Source organism: Lacipirellula limnantheis (genome assembly GCF_007746075.1).
GTDB classification, from domain to species: Bacteria; Planctomycetota; Planctomycetia; order Pirellulales; family Lacipirellulaceae; genus Lacipirellula; species Lacipirellula limnantheis.
Window position 1 is genome coordinate 3,680,021 of sequence record NZ_CP036339.1, and the last position, 17,298, is coordinate 3,697,318.

Here is a 17,298-nt window from a genome sequence, read left to right on the forward strand (position 1 = left end):
GCGCGTCAACGAGTCGTCAAAACCACGCATTCTTCACGGCATGGCCGATGCCGCCATGTCGATTTCGACATGGGCGTTGAGTGCATCCCGATCGAGCCTCGCCTCCGCGCGCAGTCCTCGAAACCAGGTGAGCAGCGGCAACTGAAAATCGTCCGGAGCCGCCGTGAGCATGAACCGGTTTTGCGGCCGAATTGCCGACGACGTCCACATTGGCTCGCCTCCGGTCACGTCGACGAGTTCGTATTTCCCTCCGAGCGGGCAAACAAACTTGCCGTCCATCAGCGTTTCGGCGATGGCCTGGCACTCGGAACGAGGCACGTTGAGCTGATTCGCCAGCGTGTTCATTAGTCGAGAAGCAGCAACCGACGTTTCGCGAGCGCGCATGTAACCGAAGGCATTGACTGCGGCGGCAAGTTGTTTGTCGGTAAGGTCAGCCACATCAATCCATAGTTGACCAGGATGTTCGACTGGGACCATCCGTAATTGCGGCAGGACCTCGCGCACTAAATCAGGCTTGAAGCTGATCAGTAAGAAGTCATCGCGCTTCGCCTGCCAAGTCGATTGCGCGCCCGGTATTGGTTGTTCGCCTTGAGCGAGCGCCTCACCAGTGAAAAGCGTCAGGAGGCCCGGCTTCGGCCACGCCCCCACATACATCCGCACGAGCTCTGCCGGCGCGGCTCCCGCGCCGATGCTGCCGTTGTCAACGACCAGGGGCGTGCGGAAATCGCGAACGCCCAGAAACAAGTGGTTTGGTTCGCCTGCATTCGCGCCAAAGGGCAGCGGCGAATCAAGAACGGCTTCCGCGCTCACGACGTTTCCTACGACCGGAGCGAGCCGCTCGCCGCTCGGCGGGCCGAATGTCGTCGGCAGCCGACCCAGCTTCACGTCGCTCAGCGGCGTCGCCCAGACCTCGGCGACTAACGTCTCCCCGCCGGTCGTCGGGCGCCGCTCGATAGCGACTCCAATGGGGGGCAGCTGAGCGATCTCCTGACCGAAGCGTTCGGCAAAGTCGCGATAAGCGGCGGCTTCGACGGCCGTCACCGACGTCACTTCAACTTCGGCCGCGGGGCGGAACAACCCTGGTCGGCCGCGCAAGGAATCCGAAGCGGTCCGATCGAGTACGACCAGTTGCGAACCATCGCTGCGCTGACCGAAGCCCGCCGGCAGCAATCCCGCAGCAATGAGCTGCTCGACCGTGGTTGCCTCGACGCCCTCGGCTTTCGCTTCGAGCTGGGCGAGCTCCAGCAGTTTTACTTCCCGCGCCGAGCGTGCCCGACGTTGCGATTCGATCCAAATCGCGGGACTGGTGAGCGACTTGAAGAACTCAGGGGAGATGTATGCGAAAATCGCGTCGTCGCGACTAACCGGCATCTGCTTGCGAACGCCAAGAAAGCCGGCCGAGGCGCCGAGCGAGCCTTCGCCTTGTCCGGCCAGCAGAAATCGTTGAACCAAACGTTCCGAGGTCGTCACCAAATGAAAGTCGCCGTCCTGCACGTAGTACGAACGCACTTCGCCGCCGGGCGTGGCGACGAGCGATACGTCCCGTTCAGCGATCTTCACCGTCGACTCGGCGGCGTCGGGATAGTTTTTGAGCGCCTGACGACGCTGCGTCATCAAATCGTTTGCCAAGAGCGGATTGGCCTTCGCTTGGAACAGAATGCCAACGGCGGCGCCCTGCGGCATGTAGGGATCGAGGCCGATCATCGCGACGTCGGCGATTACCTGCGGGCCGAGAATTTTCGCGAGGGCATTTTCGCGAAGCGATAGTTGCTGTTCGAGACGCTGCGTCGATGCTCGATCGATGCCGCGCCGTAGCAACATGTTGCCGAGGTCGCCTTGCCATTTCTTGCTGAGGTCGCGAAACCAGAGGTAGTTCGTGAAATTGCCAAAGCGGAGATAGAAGCACTCGACCGGTACGTGCAGAGCCATCGGCTCGATGCCAACGCCCTTGAGATCAGCGTCTGGCTCGGGCAGGTTGAACCAGGGCAACGGCGCCGGCAGGGGCATCGGTTGGCCCGCGCCGGCGAGGGGGGCGGCAAGCAGCTGCTGGTCGAGCGTCAGCTGGTGCGATTCGGAATTAAACAACTCGTCCCAAACGGTCTTCTTTGGCGTCAGTCCGGCCAGGAACCCGCCGGTTGGCTCCGGCAGCGTTTTTCCGAGGCGGCGCGACAAATTCGCCGCCAAGAAGTTTTCGACCACTGGGGGAAATTGGGGAGTCGCCCGCAGACTCTTCCAACGGTTCGCGTATTGCTGCCACCACTGGTCGAGCAGGACCTGATGCGCCTGCGGATTCGTCTGCGGCGCGACGCGGATCCGCTGCTCGGTCGGGGCGAACGTTTCCAGTTCGAACGGCTGATCGCCGCGGAAGAGAAAATAGATCGTCACGCTCCGGGGCGCATCAATGTCGAGCAATCGACGCAACAGCCGCCGCGCGGGCTCCTCCTTGATCACCGGATAAAGGACGCGGCCGTCGGGCGACGCTACCGTGAAGCGTTCGTCCTCCAGTGGCGCCGCGGGGCCCGCGGAGGCCACCGTCGCCGTCACGCGCCCGACGCCGAAAGGCTGGCCCGCGTAGACCTCGACGTCCAAGGCATACGCCACGTCCGAAATCAGCAGTAACCAGCAAAGCGCCGCCGAGCCGACCCGCGCGAATTGAATAAGTCTCACCATTTTCTCGTCAAGCTTTCTGCGGCGTGGGCGAAGAATGCCTACATTGAGCGCCAATGTTGTTCGGCAGATTGGTATTATGTTACCGGAAGCGACTTAGGATTAGGCACATTTTCGCCGGCCGGGTCAACTTCGCGAGAAGACCGACCGCACCCTTCGAAAGACGCCGGAACGACGCATCAGATTCCGCAACTTGCAAGCGTGCAACAGATTCTGTCAGAATTGCTCGTATGATTCGGACCCGACTCTCAATTCGCGGATTGGCACTGCTGGTCACGGCAGCTGCCGTCATCTTCGCCGTGGCTTCGCAGCCGGCCGCCGTGCTGGGGTTGGGAGCCGGGGCTCTCAGCGTGCCGCTGGCTCTCCTCGTCCAAGCAGGATTTTTCGCATTGGGCGGCGCCTTTGGGCGCTGGCTCGGGCCAATTGACGTCGTCGCACGCACCAGCCGCGGCGGGATCGAGTATTCGTCCCTGGCACGGACGGCCGGGAGGCGGCAGGAGATCGGCGCCGAGACGGCGGACGTGCAACGCGGGGACGGACGTTGAACAGGAGATTGATGAATCACTGGTGCGCGCTCGCGGCGATAGGATTGGCGGCCCTAGGCGCCGCGCCTAGCGCACTCGCACAGACAGGTTTCCAACCGCGGCAAGTTCCTAACGTTCCGATGCAGGCCAACTTCCTCGCGCGAGGACCGCGAGGTGAGGTCGTCATTGCCAGTACGAGCGAAGGACTAACTGTGCCGGTCGGAACCAATGGACCAGAATACTCGCGCCGGAATGGTCTGCAGTTAAGCGTCAAGTCGGAATGGCCCGGGCAATACGGGTACCATCCCGTCAGCGTCACGGTCCGCGCTGAGAAACCGGCGGCGAGCGATCGCACGCTGGAATTCCGCTTCACGGTGGGTGATTGGAATTTCGCCAGCAATGGCGTCAAGGCGCGGCAGCGATTCGTCTTGGAGCAGGGGCAGACCAAGGCCACGCTTCAACTCCTCGTTCCACAACTTACTAATTGGCAGCGGAGCCAGTGGGAACTCTACGTCGACGGGTCCCGTGATGACGAGTTCACGGTGAGCCAGGTCGATGTGGGCAGTTTGCGGTTCAACATGGCCAACAACCCCGCCGACGTCGCCGCGGTAGGAGTCATGCTGACCGACTCGCAGCGTTATGCAGTCACCGCCGATTTGGGGTTGGCGTATAGCAACGGCTCGGCGCTGTTTCAGGAAATGGCCCCAACGGAGTTGCCGACTGATTGGCTCGCCTACAGCTCGCTGAACGTGGTGGTCTTGCCGGCGAATCGATTACCGGAACTGATCGAGCGGCATCCCGTTCAGGCCCGCGCGCTTCTGCGCTGGGTGGCCACGGGTGGAAATCTGTGGCTCATCGGCGCTGGCCGACAATGGGAGGAACTGGCCGCGGTCGAGCAATCGCTGAGCACCCGCGACGTGCGTCCCTTGAACGCAGCGGAAGATCGCGCTGATGTTGCCTCGGGCGAAAAGGACGCTGCGTCCGACGACAACCGGACGCTGCCGCCCACGTGGCGCTTCGCTCCGCTGGACAACCGAGCGCTGGAACCCGCCGAGGGCGCGCTGGTCCTCGCGGGATATCCCGTCGACGAAGCGGTGGCGACGAAGGAGAGACTCAAGCCGACGCCCAAACCGCGGCCCGATGACGTCAGCGCGATAGATGCATCCGTCCCTGCGTGGGGGCCTAATGATGGCAATCTGCCGAAGACGTCCGCGGATTGGTTCGCCGTCCGTGGGTGGGGGATGGGAGCGATCACGGCGTTCAGACGGGATCTGCACAGTGCAAGCGAGCGAGATAACCAGAAAGCGGCGAACGTCATTTCGCAATCGTTGCTTGCACCGCGTCAGCAGTGGGGGGGCCGCTTTGGCAGCGTCCCCAACGATTCCAACGTCGACTTCAACAATTGGCTCATCCCCGGCGTCGGCATGGCGCCCGTCGGCAGCTTTCAAGTCCTCATCACGCTGTTCGCGCTGGGAATCGGTCCGCTGACCTATTGGTTCCTCCGCCGCATGGGCAAGCTGCCGATGCTGGTGGCCATCGTGCCGGCCGCGGCAATCCTGACGACGCTGTCGCTGTTCGCCTACGGCGTCTTGATTGACGGCGTCGCCGCACGAGTGCGAGGTCGCAGCGTAACGGTTCTCGATCAGCGCACCGGCGAATGCGCTGCCTGGGGACGCTATTCGTATTACGCCGGTATCGCGCCGCGCGGCGGCATCGCGGTTCCGCCCGACCAGGCGATGTTCCCCATCCTGCCAAATTGGTCGCCAATTTTTGGCTTTGGCGGGCGGTCGTCGATGACCGAACGCGAAGTCGTCTGGGACGACCAGCAGCGACTCACCCGGGGCTGGCTCGCTTCGCGCACGCCCACGCAGTACCACGCGATCGCCGCACGAAAATCTGACAAACGCCTCGATCTTCGCGTGACCGCCGAGGGGCTGAGGCTCACGAACCGGCTTGGCGCCGAACTTGTCGGGGCGGCAGTGCAAGATCACGACGGAAGCTTTTATTGGTGCGAGACGTTGCCTGCCGACAAAGGCGTCATCGTCCCTCCGCTACAGCAGAACCAAGTGGCCTCGAGAGTGCGGCGCCTTTTCACGGAGAACCTGCCTGAGCTCCCTGCTGGCGACGATGGCCGCCGTAACAGCAGCGGCTACTACAGCTTTGCCGTCTCCGATAGCTTGATGGAGGGACGACTCGGCGCCATCAACTCGCCGCAAGTCACCGGTTGGGGGCCAGGTCGCTATATCGCGTTCACTGCGACCGCCATCGAACTGACTCCCGGCGTCGACGGCATCGATGAGTCAGACAGCTTCCATGTGATCGAAGGGAGCTGGTAACGATGTACATGCCCCGCCGTCCGCTCATTGAAGTGCGTGAATTGCACCGCTACTTCGGCCCGACCAAGGCCGTCGTCGACATGAGCTTCGAGGTCTATGCCGGCGAAGTCTTCGGGTATATCGGACCCAACGGCGCTGGCAAGACGACCAGCATGCGGATTATCTCGACGCTCGACGAGCCAACCTACGGCGACGCGTTGGTCGACGGCTTTTCGGTCGTCGACGACCCCGATCGCGTCCGCCGCCGGCTCGGCTTCATGCCCGACTATTTCGGCACGTATCAGAACATGAACGTCGTCGAGTATCTCGATTTCTTCGCTCGGGCCTACGGACTGCGCAGCTACGAGCGCAAGCGAGCGATCGAATACGCCATGGAGTTCACCCTGCTTGAACAGCTTGCGGAGAAGCCGATCAACGGCCTTTCCAAAGGGATGAAGCAGCGGTTGGCGCTCGGGCGCACCATGATCCACGATCCGGCCGTGCTCATTCTCGACGAGCCCGCCGCGGGTCTCGATCCGCGGGCGCGCATCGAACTGCGAGAAATGATCGGCCGCTTGGCGGCTGACGGGAAGTCGGTGCTTATCAGCTCGCATATCCTTACCGAACTGGCGGAAATGTGCCATCGCGTGGGGATCATCGAACAGGGGCAGCTACTCGCCGTCGGCACCGTCGAGGAGATCAGCAATCAAACGGAAACGCGCAGCGAGGTGCGCTTGCGAGTCCTCGGCGAGCCCGACGGAATGATGCAATATCTCCGCGTGCGCGACGACGTGAGCGACATTGCGTTTCGTAACGGGCAGGTGATCCTCACCCATGCGGGCGGGCCGGCGGAGCAAGCCGCGTTGCTCCGCCAGATCATCGAGGCCAATTTTCAGGTTGTCGAGTTCGCCAGCAAGACCAAGAGCTTGGAGGACGTCTTCATGCATGTCACTGAGGGAAGGGTGCAATGACCTCGGTTCCTCCGACCGCGCTCAACGAGGCAACGTCGATTCATCCGCCAACTCGGACGGCGGAAGCGAGTTGGCTGCGCGCATGGAACTGGACCGAGGCCCGACTTGCCGCACTCGCGGAGCGAGCGAATCCAATTCTCGTCAAGGAGACTCGGCAAGCCCTCAAAAGCCGGCAGTTCATCATCACGTTTATGATCGTGCTGTTATTCTGCTGGATCGTCAGTTTCGTCGGCATCGCGATCGTCGGCCCGCAAATCTATTACGCCGCCGCCGGCCCCGGCATGCTGGCGGCCTACTACACGATCCTCATCATCCCGCTGACGCTCGTCGTGCCGTTCACCGCCTTTCGTTCGCTAGCGGCCGAGCAAGAGGAGAATACGTTCGATCTGCTGTCGATCACCACGCTCGGCTCCCGGCAGATTGTCACCGGGAAGTTGGCAAGCGCGCTCGTGCAAATGGTGGTTTATCTCTCGGCGGTGAGCCCCTGCATCGCCTTCACGTTTCTGCTTCGCGGCGTCGACGCCATCACCGTCGGCATGTTGCTGGCCGTTGCCATGCTCGGATCGGTCGGTCTATCCATGATGGCGCTGCTCATTGGGGCCGCCGCGCGCGTTCGCACGACGCAGGTAGTGATCTCCGTCGCATTGGTGCTCTTGCTGGCGGGGGCCGGTGTGGCGCTTTGGTTCTTGGGAATCGGAATCATCAGCGACGGTTCGGCCATGTATCGTCAGGCCGAGTTCTGGCTGTTTGCCGTCGTCGTCATGTCGCTCTACGTCACGACGTTCGGGCTGCTTCATGCGGCGGCCGCCGCCCAGGTAGCGTTCGTGAGCGAGAATCGATCGACGCCGCTGCGGCGCTGGATGATGGCGCAACAGGCCTGCCTCTGCGGCTGGATGGCGGGACTGGTCTACGTCGTCCTTGGATCACCGGGAGCAAGCAGCAGCGGGTTCATGTCCGGCGTCGTGATCATCACCGCAACGCTCGGTTCCGGCTACTGGTTTCTGATGGGGGCGATGATGACCGGCGAGTGGCCCCATCTCTCGCGACGCGTCCAGCGCTCGCTTCCGACCAACGATGCCTGGCGTCCGTTCGTCAGCTTGATGAACCCCGGCCCCGGCGCCGGGTATCTGTTCGCCGTCGCGAACCTCACGATGCTCTTGATCGTGAGCTTGAGCGCCGCCGTGTGGGCCAATGCGACTGGCATGGCGGGCGGCGGCGGTCCCTCGCTTGAGGCCGCGTTCTATTACGCCATCTTTGCGTGGTCGTACGTCGTCGCCTTCCTCGGCTTCGGTCGACTAATCATCAATGCACTGCGGAAGTGGGTCTACGTCCCCATGACGGCCGCGTTCCTGATTCATGTCATTTTGCTGCTCTCTGCCATCGGCGTGCCGACCGTGATCCAAATGACGTCGCGCGAACTACGCAACAGCGGCTACACGCTATTGCAAATGCCGAACCCTGTCTGGACGCTCAGCGAACTTGCTAACCGCGGCGTCAATAGCGTTCAGGCCGACGTGCTGGTCCTCATCTTGCCGACGGCCGCGCTCATCGCCCTGCTTCTCAATTTGCGTTCCGTGGCGACCGAACTGATGCTGCAAAGGATTCCCGTGCCGGTGCGCATCATCGAGGACGAAGCCGAGTTGGAGGCAGCGGCGCCGCGCGGACCGCAAAGCCCCTGGGACCTCGACGACGACCCGGCGTAGCCTCGCTCCGACCCGAGTCGCGCAACAGACGCCGTTGAGGGGGGCTTTGCACCAAAAATCTGTGGGAGGGGTCTCCGACCCAGAAGCAGTGCTGTGTGACCACAACCGCTTGTGATGGTGATCGAACTCGGCGTCGGAGACGCCTCCCACAGATCGTTTTTGGTGCAAAGCCGCCCCAACGGCGTGCGTGTTCGCGCTCTACTTCACGCTGTGCGTCACGGGGTCCAGCTCGAATGGCCTCCCCGTCAACGGATTGGCCGGCAAGCCGTCCGGAAAGAACTCAGGGTCGGTCGCCAAGTCGGCAATGCTAACGGGCCAACGCTGGTGCTCGGTTTTGTACCGCTCGACGGCCACGCTAATCGCCGCGGCATAATGGTCGCGAATTTTTTCCCGCGCAAGTTTGTCGTCCACCACGACGCGCGGCAAGACGATCGCGGCGATGATCCCGACGATCGTGGATACGGCAAAGAACTCGATGACTGAGAAGGCCCGACGACGTTGCTGATTTGTCTGATTCATGACCCCACTCCCCCTCAAGCCGCGGAAGTCCAGGGCTCTCCCGCGAGGGAGCGGCGGACCGCGGCGTTGGGAAAATGTACGTCGCGAGAATGGCGCGCAGCGGGGGTGCTGGGGGCACGGTTCCGCCAAGCCTTCGGTGCAACGATGGCGATAGTGCGGATCATGCGGCCGAGGCCTAGCGCTTGTGGCCGCACACCTGCGGCTCCGCTTCGAAGACTGCCTTCAACACGTCCCGCCGCGTGATGAGTCCGACCAACCGACCCTTCTCCAGCACGGGCACGCGGCGAACTCGATGGACGATGAATCGGTCGGCAATGGCGCGGATCGGGTCGTCTGCGTGCACCGTAAGGACGTCGGTGGTCATATGCTGCGCCACCGTTTCGCAGGCGGTCGTCGCGTCGTATGCCGTCGCCAACAAGGCAAACTCGGTGATAATGCCGACAAGCCGGCCGTCCGCGGCGACGACTGGCAGGCCGCTGACCTGCATTTTCATGATGACTTCGATCGCCTCTTGTAGAAAAGCGTCGGGGCCAATCGTTACCAAGCGGTCGGTCATAATGTCGCGCGCTGTCAGCATGGGATGCTCCGGTATGGCTGCAGGGCGGGCGCGATCGTCCTGTCGATCGACTTACCCAACCAAGGCAAAACATAGCTCAAAAATGCACGATTCGCGGCCTATCTAAGCTTTATCGGGGCGGCTGCCGAGCCGCGCCCATTCCTGCAGAATTTCCTTCGCCGCCAACCCTACGACCGGCGCCCTCCGCACAACAGACTCGCGCAGCGTCCGGCTTCGTCGCTGGCGACGGCGGGCTGGACGCTGTCTATGATGGGGGTATCCAGGCAGATTCGGGTGCCACCGCTTTTCTCGCATTCGCCCTTATGTCGACGCCGCTCGGTCCCGATCTCGATGATATTGCACTCGCGTTTCGCGGGTACAACACGACTAATTTGGGACGGACGCGCGAGTTACTTCACATTCCCGCCTATGGCGAGATACTCTGGGAGGAACTGCGCCGTTACGGCCGCATCTGCAGTGAATGGACTCGGCGGCCCAGCGATCTGGTTGAGATTGTCAACGCGAACGTCGAGCCGGGGCTCGACCGATACGCCGAGTCGATCGCCTTGATCGTTGCGGTCGAAGTCGCCCACCTGAGATTGCTTCGCGAAGTGCACCGCATCGATTACACGCAAGCGAAGCTGGCGTTCGGCTACAGCCTCGGCGAAATGACTGCCGTTTGCTGCGGCGGCGCGTTTGCCACGGAGGACTTGGTGCGCGTTCCGCTGGCGATGGCGCACGACTCCGCGGATCTAGCCCGCGACGCTGAAATGGGCGTTCTGTTTTCCCGCGGCGGCGCGATCTCCGAGCATGACGTCCGCCGACTCTGCGCCGACGTCACCCGCCGCGGCCGCGGCACGATCGGGCTCTCGGCAATTCTCTCCCCCAACAGCTACCTCGTTATCGGACAGGGCTACACGGTCGACTTGTTCAAGGAAGAGATGAAGACGGCCCTGCCGGCGGCAGCGCACCTCCGCATCAACGAGCATCGCTGGCCCCCCCTGCACACGCCAATCGTGCGTCAGCGCCACATCGTCGATCGAGCCGCCTTGATGATCGATCAACTGCGGCCCGGTAAGTTCCCGCCGACGCCGCCCGTCTTCTCGTTGGCCACGGGCAAGCGCAGTTACGACGAGCACTCCGCGCGCGAAGTGCTGCGGCAATGGATCGATCATCCTCAGCGGCTATGGGACGCGGTGGTCGAAACGCTCAATTCCGGAGTTTCGACGGTGCTCCACATTGGCCCCGAACCGAACCTCATTTTCGCCACGTTTGCGCGCCTCGCGGAAAACGTGAAGCAACAGGCCAGCGGCAAGACGTTCGATAGCTACCGAGTCAAGGCGATGTCGGGTCTAGCCAATCGCCCGTGGCTAGCAAATTTGCTCCCCAAGCGCGCTGTGTTGCTGCGGGCGCCGATGCTTAGGCAGATCGTGCTGGAAGACTGGCTCATCGACCACGCGCCGGCCGCGGGCGGAATGCATCGTCCGCACGCAGCGCCGACCGTCGTCGCCAGCGTCGACGCATCCTCGCCGCGGCCAGCGTGAGCATGATCCATTGATGGAACGCCCACGCTACACCGATCGTCCGCTGCCGCCCTATTCGTACGTCCCGCGGCACACGCCTCACCCAGTGAGCAACCCGCTCGGCCACATGTTTGGTCAGCACACGGCGCGGCCAGCGCCGTTGATCCCTGAGCGCTGGGCTGATTCGGACGAGTTTCGTTACGGCGTCGACCTCTTCAATCACGGATTCTATTGGGAAGCCCACGAAGCCTGGGAATCGCTATGGCTGGCTGCCGGGCGGCAAGGGCCAACGGCGATCTGGCTCAAGGCGCTCATCAAGTTGGCGGCCGCACTCGTCAAGCTTCGCGAAGGGAGCTCGATCGGCGCACTCCGTCACGCGCTTCGCGTTCAGCAACTGATCGTCGAACTTCGTACGTCGATTCCGGCGGAATCGAATCGCTACTGCGGCCTCGAGATCGCTGCCGTGGCTGAATTGACGCGACAAGTCATCGTCGTCGCCGAACGCGGCCCGCTGCCTGAGCATCCGCTCGCGACGCTGAGGCAGTGCCTCGAACTGAACTAACCGAGCTGATGGAGCTCGACCGCGGGCGGCAGAATCCGCTGCCCGGTGCGGGCTTGCTCCAACAGCGTCTCGGCGCGATACGAGCTGCGGACCAGCGGCCCCGAGGCGACGCCCTTGAAGCCAATTTCACGGGCCTGCATCTCAAAATGCAGGAATTGTCGCGGTTCGACGTAACGGTCGACCGGTAAGAATCGCGTCCCTGGTCGCCCTGGCGCCAAGTATTGCCCTAGCGTAAGCAACTCGACCCCCGCCGCATGCAACTGCCGCATCGCGTCGACCACTTCATCGTCGGTCTCGCCGACGCCGACCATCAGACTGCTCTTCGTCGGCATGTCGGGCCGCAGTTGACGCGCTCGTGACAACACTTCGAGACTTTGCGCGAACGACGCTCGCGGGTCGCGCACCAAGTGATCCATTCGCGGCACGCATTCGACGTTGTGCGCGAACACCGAGAGCGGGATGCCGTCTACCAGTGTAGCCAGAGCGTCCCAATTTCCTGCGAGGTCGCTGGAGAGCAGCTCGATCCCCGTCTCCGGCAAGCGTTCGTGCACAGCCTCGACGCAACGCCGGTAATGACCCGCCCCGCCATCGGCCAAGTCATCACGGTTCACCACGGTGATGACGACGTAGTCGAGCTTTAGTCGCTCGACCGCATCGGCCAATCGCTCCGGCTCATCAAAATCCGGCAGCGGCGGCGCCTTCAGCGTCTCCACTGAGCAAAACCGACAGCCGCGCGTGCAGCTTTGCCCCGCGACCATGAACGTCGCCGTGCCGCGCGCCCAGCAATCGTGGATATTGGGGCAGCGGGCCTCTTCGCAGACCGTGTGGAGCTGATTACCCGCGACGGCGCCTTGCGTGTTGTTAAAGACTTCCTGCGCGCGTCCGGCAGGCAAGTTCACGCGCAGCCACTCCGGTAGGCGCCGGCGGGGCGCATCAACCATAGGCAGCGTATTGACGATGGGGAGGGCGGGGGCGGGCTCGGTCATGCGATTTTCGGCAGTCGGCGGTGAAAACTCATTATCGTCGTTCGTCCGCCGGCTACAAGTCGCGACGTTGAGGAGCCTACCTGCGGCGTTTCTGGTGAAGACGCACGCTCGCCACCCAGACAATTCGGTCGGCTTCGCTCGCTTGATAGGTGACAACGAGGGGAGCCGAGATCAAAACTCGCGTCGTACCATCCCGAGACTCGCCAACTTCGAATGGGGCATCCCCCAGCAAGCGATCGATCTCACCGGCGGCAGCCGAAACGAGGTTTCGCTGCTCGCAAGCCATCCAGATCTCCGTGAGCTCAGCTTCTGCTGCGGGAAGCCAAACGACGGTGAACTTCAAGGGGAGGCCTCGCCATACTTGGCTGCGAGATCAGCCAAGATCGCCTTTAGCGGTCGCCCGCCGCCTGCCGCGATTCGCCTCTGAATCTCTTCAGATGGTATGCCTGAATCCATTCCTTCGTAAAGCGATTTGCTGTCAGCCGGGGTGACGAAAAGGACGACGCGCCCCGTTTCGTCAAAAATATGAAACGGAGTGCTCAGATCCCCAAGTTTTTCGCGCAACTCCGCATCTAAAACAACTCTGTCCATCAATCGCTCCCAATGAGGTGAGGGATCAATCGGCCGACAGACTCATTTTATGCGGGCTAGCTTAGGCGTGCAAATTCAGGGTGAGTGTCAGCAGTCTGTCACCGCTAGCCGGTCAGCCCTTCAAACAGCGGCGTCGACAAGTACCGCTCGCCCAGGCTCGGCATGATCGCGACGATCCGCTTTCCCTTCCATTCAGGACGCGCGGCCAGCTTCGCCGCGGCGCAAATGTTGGCTCCGCTGGAAATGCCGGCCATGATGCCCTCTTCCTTCGCCAGTCGCCGCGCCCATTGGAACGCTTCCTCATTGCTGACGGCGATGGTCTCATCGATCAGCGAAGTATCGAGGTTCTTAGGAATAAAGCCCGCGCCGATGCCTTGGATCTTGTGGGGTCCGGGGTTGCCTCCGGAGATCACAGGCGAGTCCACCGGCTCGACGGCGATCGCCTTAAAGTTCGGATTCTTCGGCTTGATGTATCGTGCGACGCCGGTGATCGTGCCACCTGTGCCGACGCCGGCGACGATCGCGTCGATGTTGTGCCCGGAGTCCTCCCAGATTTCCGCGCCAGTGGTCTTCTCGTGGATGGCGGGGTTAGCCGGGTTCTCGAATTGCTGCGGCATCCACGCGTTCTTTTCTTCCGCCACGATGGCGCCGGCGCGAGCGATGGCGCCCTTCATTCCTTCGCTCGCCGGCGTCAGCACCAGTTCGGCGCCGAGGGCCCTCAGCAGCGCCCGGCGCTCGACCGACATCGACTCCGGCATGGTCAACGTCAACCGTAACCCTTTGGCCGCGCAGACGAAGGCCAAGGCGATGCCCGTGTTCCCGCTCGTCGGCTCCACAATGTGCGTGTCGGGCTTTACCTTGCCCTCTCGTTCGCCGGCTTCGATCATCGCCACGCCGATACGATCCTTCACGCTGTTCAGCGGATTGAAAAATTCGCACTTGGCGAAGACAGTCGCCTGTCCGGCCGGCACCAGCCGGTTGATGCGAATCATCGGCGTGTCGCCAATCGCGACGGTCACACTATCGTAGGTACGGCTGCGAGGCATCGGTATACCCTGTGTAGATGGCAGGGCGATCGCCGTCCGTCGGTCAACCGCCCCGAGGTAAATGCGAAGAAGTCAGACTGCCCCAGCTAGGGCTCGTCGACGAAATTAGCTGCACTGGACTAGCTGCTCTAACGCGCCCGATTATCAACGTTTGCCGCGGCTTGGACAACCCCGGGTCGCTTAGGCGATCGCCTGCAGGTCGCGCCGCACTCGATCCAACCCTGCAGCCAGGCGCTCGCCGTCGCCCGCCGGCCAAATCCGCAGCGCCATCGCCCGACCCGACGGAGGCAATCGCCGGGAATCGCCAGGACGACATCATCGCGAAGCAGCGCTACATGGCGAGCGGGTCGCTCACTGCTTCTTCAAATGCTCGTCGAACCAATCCGCCAGCGTCTCCAGATCTTTGGGGAGGTCAGGCCAGCCGTGCCCAGCGCCGGGCTTGGTGACGAGCTTGGCTTCCACGCCCGCTTTCGTTAGCGCTTCAACCAGGATCTCCGCTTGTTGAATTGGCACAAGCTCGTCGGCGTCGCCGTGAACAATGAGCGTCGGCGGATCGTCGCTGGATGCGTGATTCACCGGCGAGATCGCTTTGCCGATTTCTTGCAACTTGGCTTCGTCCGTGATCTCCACGAACCGTTTTGTTTCATCGTCCATTTGCTCAAAATCAAACGGCGCTCGGAAGCCCTTCAAGATGCCGCGGCCGAGGGCGTCCTCGCCGGGTTTGCCATAATTGAAGAAATCAGTCGGGGGAAAGAAGCAGGCCACCGCCGCAACGCGACTGCTTTCGCGATCAACCTTGTCCTGAGCGTTCGGGTCGCCCGCAGATCCCGCGGTCCCCTGCATCACCGACAGATGCCCGCCAGCGGACGCCCCCATGATGCCGAGCCGTTCAGGATCCACTCCGTAATCGGCCGCGTGATGCCGGATATAGCGCACCGCGCGGTGCATGTCGCTCAGGATCTCGGTGATGTTAAACTTCGGCTGGCTGCCATGAACCACGGCGAACACCGTGTACCCCCGCTTTAGAAAAGGTTCCAGGAACCCGGGATTGATCGCCTCGTGAGCAGAGAACCAGCCGCCGCTCACGACAAAGATCAGCCCAATGCCGTTCGGCTTCGCCGGCGTGAAGACGTCCATCGTCAGCGCCGTGCCGAACTTGCGCCCGTAGATGACGTCCTCCGTTCGCTTTGCTGGCGGCTCCTCCGCACGACCAACCGCCGCCACGCACAACCCCGCCGCCAACGCCAGTGCCAATCGCATCATCGCCACTCTCCCATGCCGCTTGAACGAACAGAAAAGTCGAATTGCCGCGGCCCACATCATACCCGGGCGGCCGTGACAATGCTCCACTGTCGCGCCTCGAGTCGCTATATTGGACGAAAGCGCTTCCCATCAAGGCAGTTTGTCGATGCCCTACAACACCGAAGAAACCTGGGAAGACGGGTCGAACCAATGGGACGATGATGAATACGGCGACGACGAAGATGAAGAGCCGACCATCTTCTGTCCGAATTGTCGCGCCGAGATCTGGGAAGAGGCGGAACGCTGCCCTGAATGCGGCGAGTATATTTCTGACGAGGCTCGCATCGATCGCCGCACGCTCATGCCGCGCTGGATCATGCTCACCGCCATCCTGTGCCTGCTGCTCCTCGGCCTAGGAATGGCGCTTTCGCTTGGCCTCTGAGACATGGCTCGTCAAACGACGGGTCTACTCTTTCAGCCCTCGGCTCCGAAGCTTATTCAACTGCAATTTTCGAAATACTTCACGGTTAACGCTTTAAACACAGAGCACACAAAGAGCACAGAGGACGATTTGAGGCATTTGCTCTTTCTCGTCTTCTCTGTGGCCTCTGTGTGCTCCGTGGTAAATGCGATGGCTGACCGCGATTAAATAAGGTTCGGAGCCGGGGAGCTGGGATTACATCGAGCATCCCGTCTTAATTCTTCGCCGAAGTCAAAAACTGCGGCGCCGACATCCCCATCGACACATACATGCTCATGAACGCGTCGACGCTCAAGTTAGCCGGCTTCACCGACGCCACGGGTACGAAAATAAGACTTCCCCCCATCGGCACGGGCGCCGAGGGAATCAGGACAGCGTGATATGCCACGTCGCTAATGAGAAACTTCTCCGGCGTCGGCAGCAATGCGAGGAACATCGCCCCCGAATCGCCGCCGAACGTGCAGAAGACGACGCTCATCCCTTTGAGGTCGGAGTTTTCCTTGTCCATCATCCCCATCATCTGCCGCACCGTGCCGTAGATGCCTCCGAGCATCGGTAGCTTCCGGCCGATCCGATCGAGGTTCCCCTGAACGAATCGCTTGGCGCCAAATTCGACCAGTACGCCGAGCCCGAAAATAAGTGCGAGCACGAACGCCCATCCAATCACATAGGCGATCCACGGCTCCTCCGAAAACCGTAGCCCCATCTGCTCCAGAACGCCGCCGAGCACGGTCCGCGGGCCGAGAAACCCGCTCACGGTTTGCGTGACCCACCCGACCACCGCCACGGTGATCACCAGCGGCAGCACCGTCACCACGCCGGCCAGAAAGCATTTCACGATCGATCGGAGCATGTGGGGAATTCCTGCGGAGGAAGTGTAAACGCCGCGAGCGTTATAACAACTTCTCTTCGCGGCGACGCCCCGAATCTTCCCGTAAGTCCTGCTGAAGGCTGATCTCCTCGTTCCCAAGCTCCGCGTGGGAACGCCGCCCCCGCCGCTCCGCGGCATTCACGATTGCCCGACAATTCTCAGGCTCATTTCCTGCACGACGCAGAGCGTCAGCCTTCAACATTCCCACGCGGAGCGTAGGAACAAGCCGTAAAAACGCCCACTCCCACGCGATCATTTCGCCCAATCCCAACAACCGTGATGAGGCGCCAAGATTTCAACCCCCGGCGCGTGTATATTACCGAACACGTTTTTAGCAACTCCTATCGCCTGACCTCTTACTCCAGGAGCCTGTCATGGTCGAATCAATCCCCACCGGTCACGAAAAAGTCCTCGGCTTCAAGATGAGCGGCAAGCTCCACGACGAGGATTACAAGTCGTTTGTCCCGCAGGTCGAAGCGGCCGTCGCCAAGTTCGGCAAAGTCCGCATGCTCGCCCAGTTCCACGATTTTCACGGGTGGGACATGCACGCGTTGTGGGACGATATCAAGTTTTCTACCGTCGAATGCAACCACATCGACCGGATCGCCCTCGTCGGCGAGAAGACGTGGGAGAAGTACATGGCGATGGTCTGCAAGCCCTTCACCATGGCGAAGATCGAATACTTCGACGCCGCCGACATCGAACAGGCCAAGACCTGGCTTGCCGAAGGCCTGTAACGCT

At 61.9% G+C, this 17,298-nt stretch carries 17 protein-coding genes; 8 read left to right on the forward strand and 9 right to left on the reverse strand.

Features of this window, described 5'->3' with window-relative positions:
* Positions 1-33: 33 nt before the first annotated feature.
* Positions 34-2,667: a hypothetical protein gene (locus tag I41_RS14115; RefSeq protein WP_145433340.1), complete on the reverse strand. Its 2,634-nt coding sequence runs from the start codon at positions 2,665-2,667 to the stop codon at positions 34-36.
* 230 nt (positions 2,668-2,897) lie between these two features.
* Here I41_RS14115 and I41_RS14120 point away from each other — a divergent pair, with 230 nt between their 5' ends.
* The 4 genes from I41_RS14120 to I41_RS14135 all read left to right on the forward strand — a co-directional run bounded on the left by I41_RS14120 (position 2,898) and on the right by I41_RS14135 (position 8,180).
* Positions 2,898-3,212 (forward strand): hypothetical protein, encoded by a 315-nt coding sequence (locus tag I41_RS14120; protein ID WP_145433342.1) that lies wholly within the window; start codon positions 2,898-2,900, stop codon positions 3,210-3,212.
* A gap of 119 nt (positions 3,213-3,331) precedes the next feature.
* Entirely contained in the window at positions 3,332-5,527 is a 2,196-nt protein-coding gene (locus I41_RS14125; protein ID WP_210420950.1) for a hypothetical protein, read from the forward strand.
* Between the two features lie 2 nt (positions 5,528-5,529).
* Positions 5,530-6,477 (forward strand): ABC transporter ATP-binding protein, encoded by a 948-nt coding sequence (locus I41_RS14130; protein ID WP_145433346.1) that lies wholly within the window; start codon positions 5,530-5,532, stop codon positions 6,475-6,477.
* A complete protein-coding gene (locus tag I41_RS14135) occupies positions 6,474-8,180 on the forward strand; it encodes an ABC transporter permease (protein ID WP_145433348.1) in 1,707 nt (568 codons plus the stop codon). The genes I41_RS14130 and I41_RS14135 overlap by 4 nt, the downstream gene beginning before the upstream one ends.
* Positions 8,181-8,378: 198 nt before the next feature.
* Here I41_RS14135 and I41_RS14140 read toward each other — a convergent pair whose 3' ends face one another.
* Positions 8,379-8,699 (reverse strand): type II secretion system protein, encoded by a 321-nt coding sequence (locus I41_RS14140; RefSeq protein ID WP_145433350.1) that lies wholly within the window; start codon positions 8,697-8,699, stop codon positions 8,379-8,381.
* 175 nt (positions 8,700-8,874) lie between these two features.
* The gene (locus I41_RS14145) at positions 8,875-9,276 is read right to left on the reverse strand and encodes a CBS domain-containing protein (protein WP_145433352.1); all 402 of its coding nucleotides are present in this window, start codon (positions 9,274-9,276) and stop codon (positions 8,875-8,877) included.
* A gap of 302 nt (positions 9,277-9,578) precedes the next feature.
* Here I41_RS14145 and I41_RS14150 point away from each other — a divergent pair, with 302 nt between their 5' ends.
* Both I41_RS14150 and I41_RS14155 read left to right on the forward strand, forming a co-directional pair.
* Positions 9,579-10,799, forward strand: coding sequence for an ACP S-malonyltransferase (locus I41_RS14150; RefSeq protein WP_145433354.1), 1,221 nt, complete (start codon positions 9,579-9,581; stop codon positions 10,797-10,799).
* 13 nt (positions 10,800-10,812) lie between these two features.
* On the forward strand, positions 10,813-11,340 hold the full coding sequence (locus tag I41_RS14155; protein WP_145433356.1) for a DUF309 domain-containing protein: 528 nt from the start codon (positions 10,813-10,815) through the stop codon (positions 11,338-11,340).
* Here the strand turns inward: I41_RS14155 and lipA are convergent.
* The 5 genes from lipA to I41_RS14180 form a co-directional block, all read right to left on the reverse strand.
* On the reverse strand, positions 11,337-12,326 hold the full coding sequence (gene lipA, locus I41_RS14160; RefSeq protein ID WP_145433358.1) for a lipoyl synthase: 990 nt from the start codon (positions 12,324-12,326) through the stop codon (positions 11,337-11,339). The genes I41_RS14155 and lipA overlap by 4 nt on opposite strands.
* 76 nt (positions 12,327-12,402) lie before the next feature.
* The gene (locus I41_RS14165; RefSeq protein WP_145433361.1) at positions 12,403-12,669 is read right to left on the reverse strand and encodes a hypothetical protein; all 267 of its coding nucleotides are present in this window, start codon (positions 12,667-12,669) and stop codon (positions 12,403-12,405) included.
* The gene (locus tag I41_RS14170; RefSeq protein WP_145433362.1) at positions 12,666-12,917 is read right to left on the reverse strand and encodes a hypothetical protein; all 252 of its coding nucleotides are present in this window, start codon (positions 12,915-12,917) and stop codon (positions 12,666-12,668) included. Before I41_RS14170 ends, I41_RS14165 begins: the two co-directional genes overlap by 4 nt.
* 104 nt (positions 12,918-13,021) lie before the next feature.
* Positions 13,022-13,963 (reverse strand): cysteine synthase A, encoded by a 942-nt coding sequence (cysK, locus tag I41_RS14175; RefSeq protein WP_145433364.1) that lies wholly within the window; start codon positions 13,961-13,963, stop codon positions 13,022-13,024.
* A 351-nt stretch (positions 13,964-14,314) separates the two neighbouring features.
* Positions 14,315-15,226 (reverse strand): alpha/beta hydrolase, encoded by a 912-nt coding sequence (locus I41_RS14180; protein ID WP_210420951.1) that lies wholly within the window; start codon positions 15,224-15,226, stop codon positions 14,315-14,317.
* 145 nt (positions 15,227-15,371) lie between these two features.
* Here I41_RS14180 and I41_RS14185 point away from each other — a divergent pair, with 145 nt between their 5' ends.
* Positions 15,372-15,647, forward strand: coding sequence for a zinc ribbon domain-containing protein (locus tag I41_RS14185; protein ID WP_145433366.1), 276 nt, complete (start codon positions 15,372-15,374; stop codon positions 15,645-15,647).
* 253 nt (positions 15,648-15,900) lie between these two features.
* Here the strand turns inward: I41_RS14185 and I41_RS14190 are convergent, their stop codons facing one another.
* Positions 15,901-16,539 carry a DUF502 domain-containing protein gene (locus I41_RS14190; protein ID WP_168206908.1) on the reverse strand — a complete coding sequence of 213 codons (639 nt, stop codon included), beginning with the start codon at positions 16,537-16,539 and terminating at the stop codon, positions 15,901-15,903.
* 392 nt (positions 16,540-16,931) lie between these two features.
* On the opposite strand from I41_RS14190, the gene I41_RS14195 reads away from it, so the two are divergent.
* The gene (locus tag I41_RS14195; protein WP_145433370.1) at positions 16,932-17,294 is read left to right on the forward strand and encodes a SpoIIAA family protein; all 363 of its coding nucleotides are present in this window, start codon (positions 16,932-16,934) and stop codon (positions 17,292-17,294) included.
* The last annotated feature ends 4 nt before the right edge of the window (positions 17,295-17,298 follow it).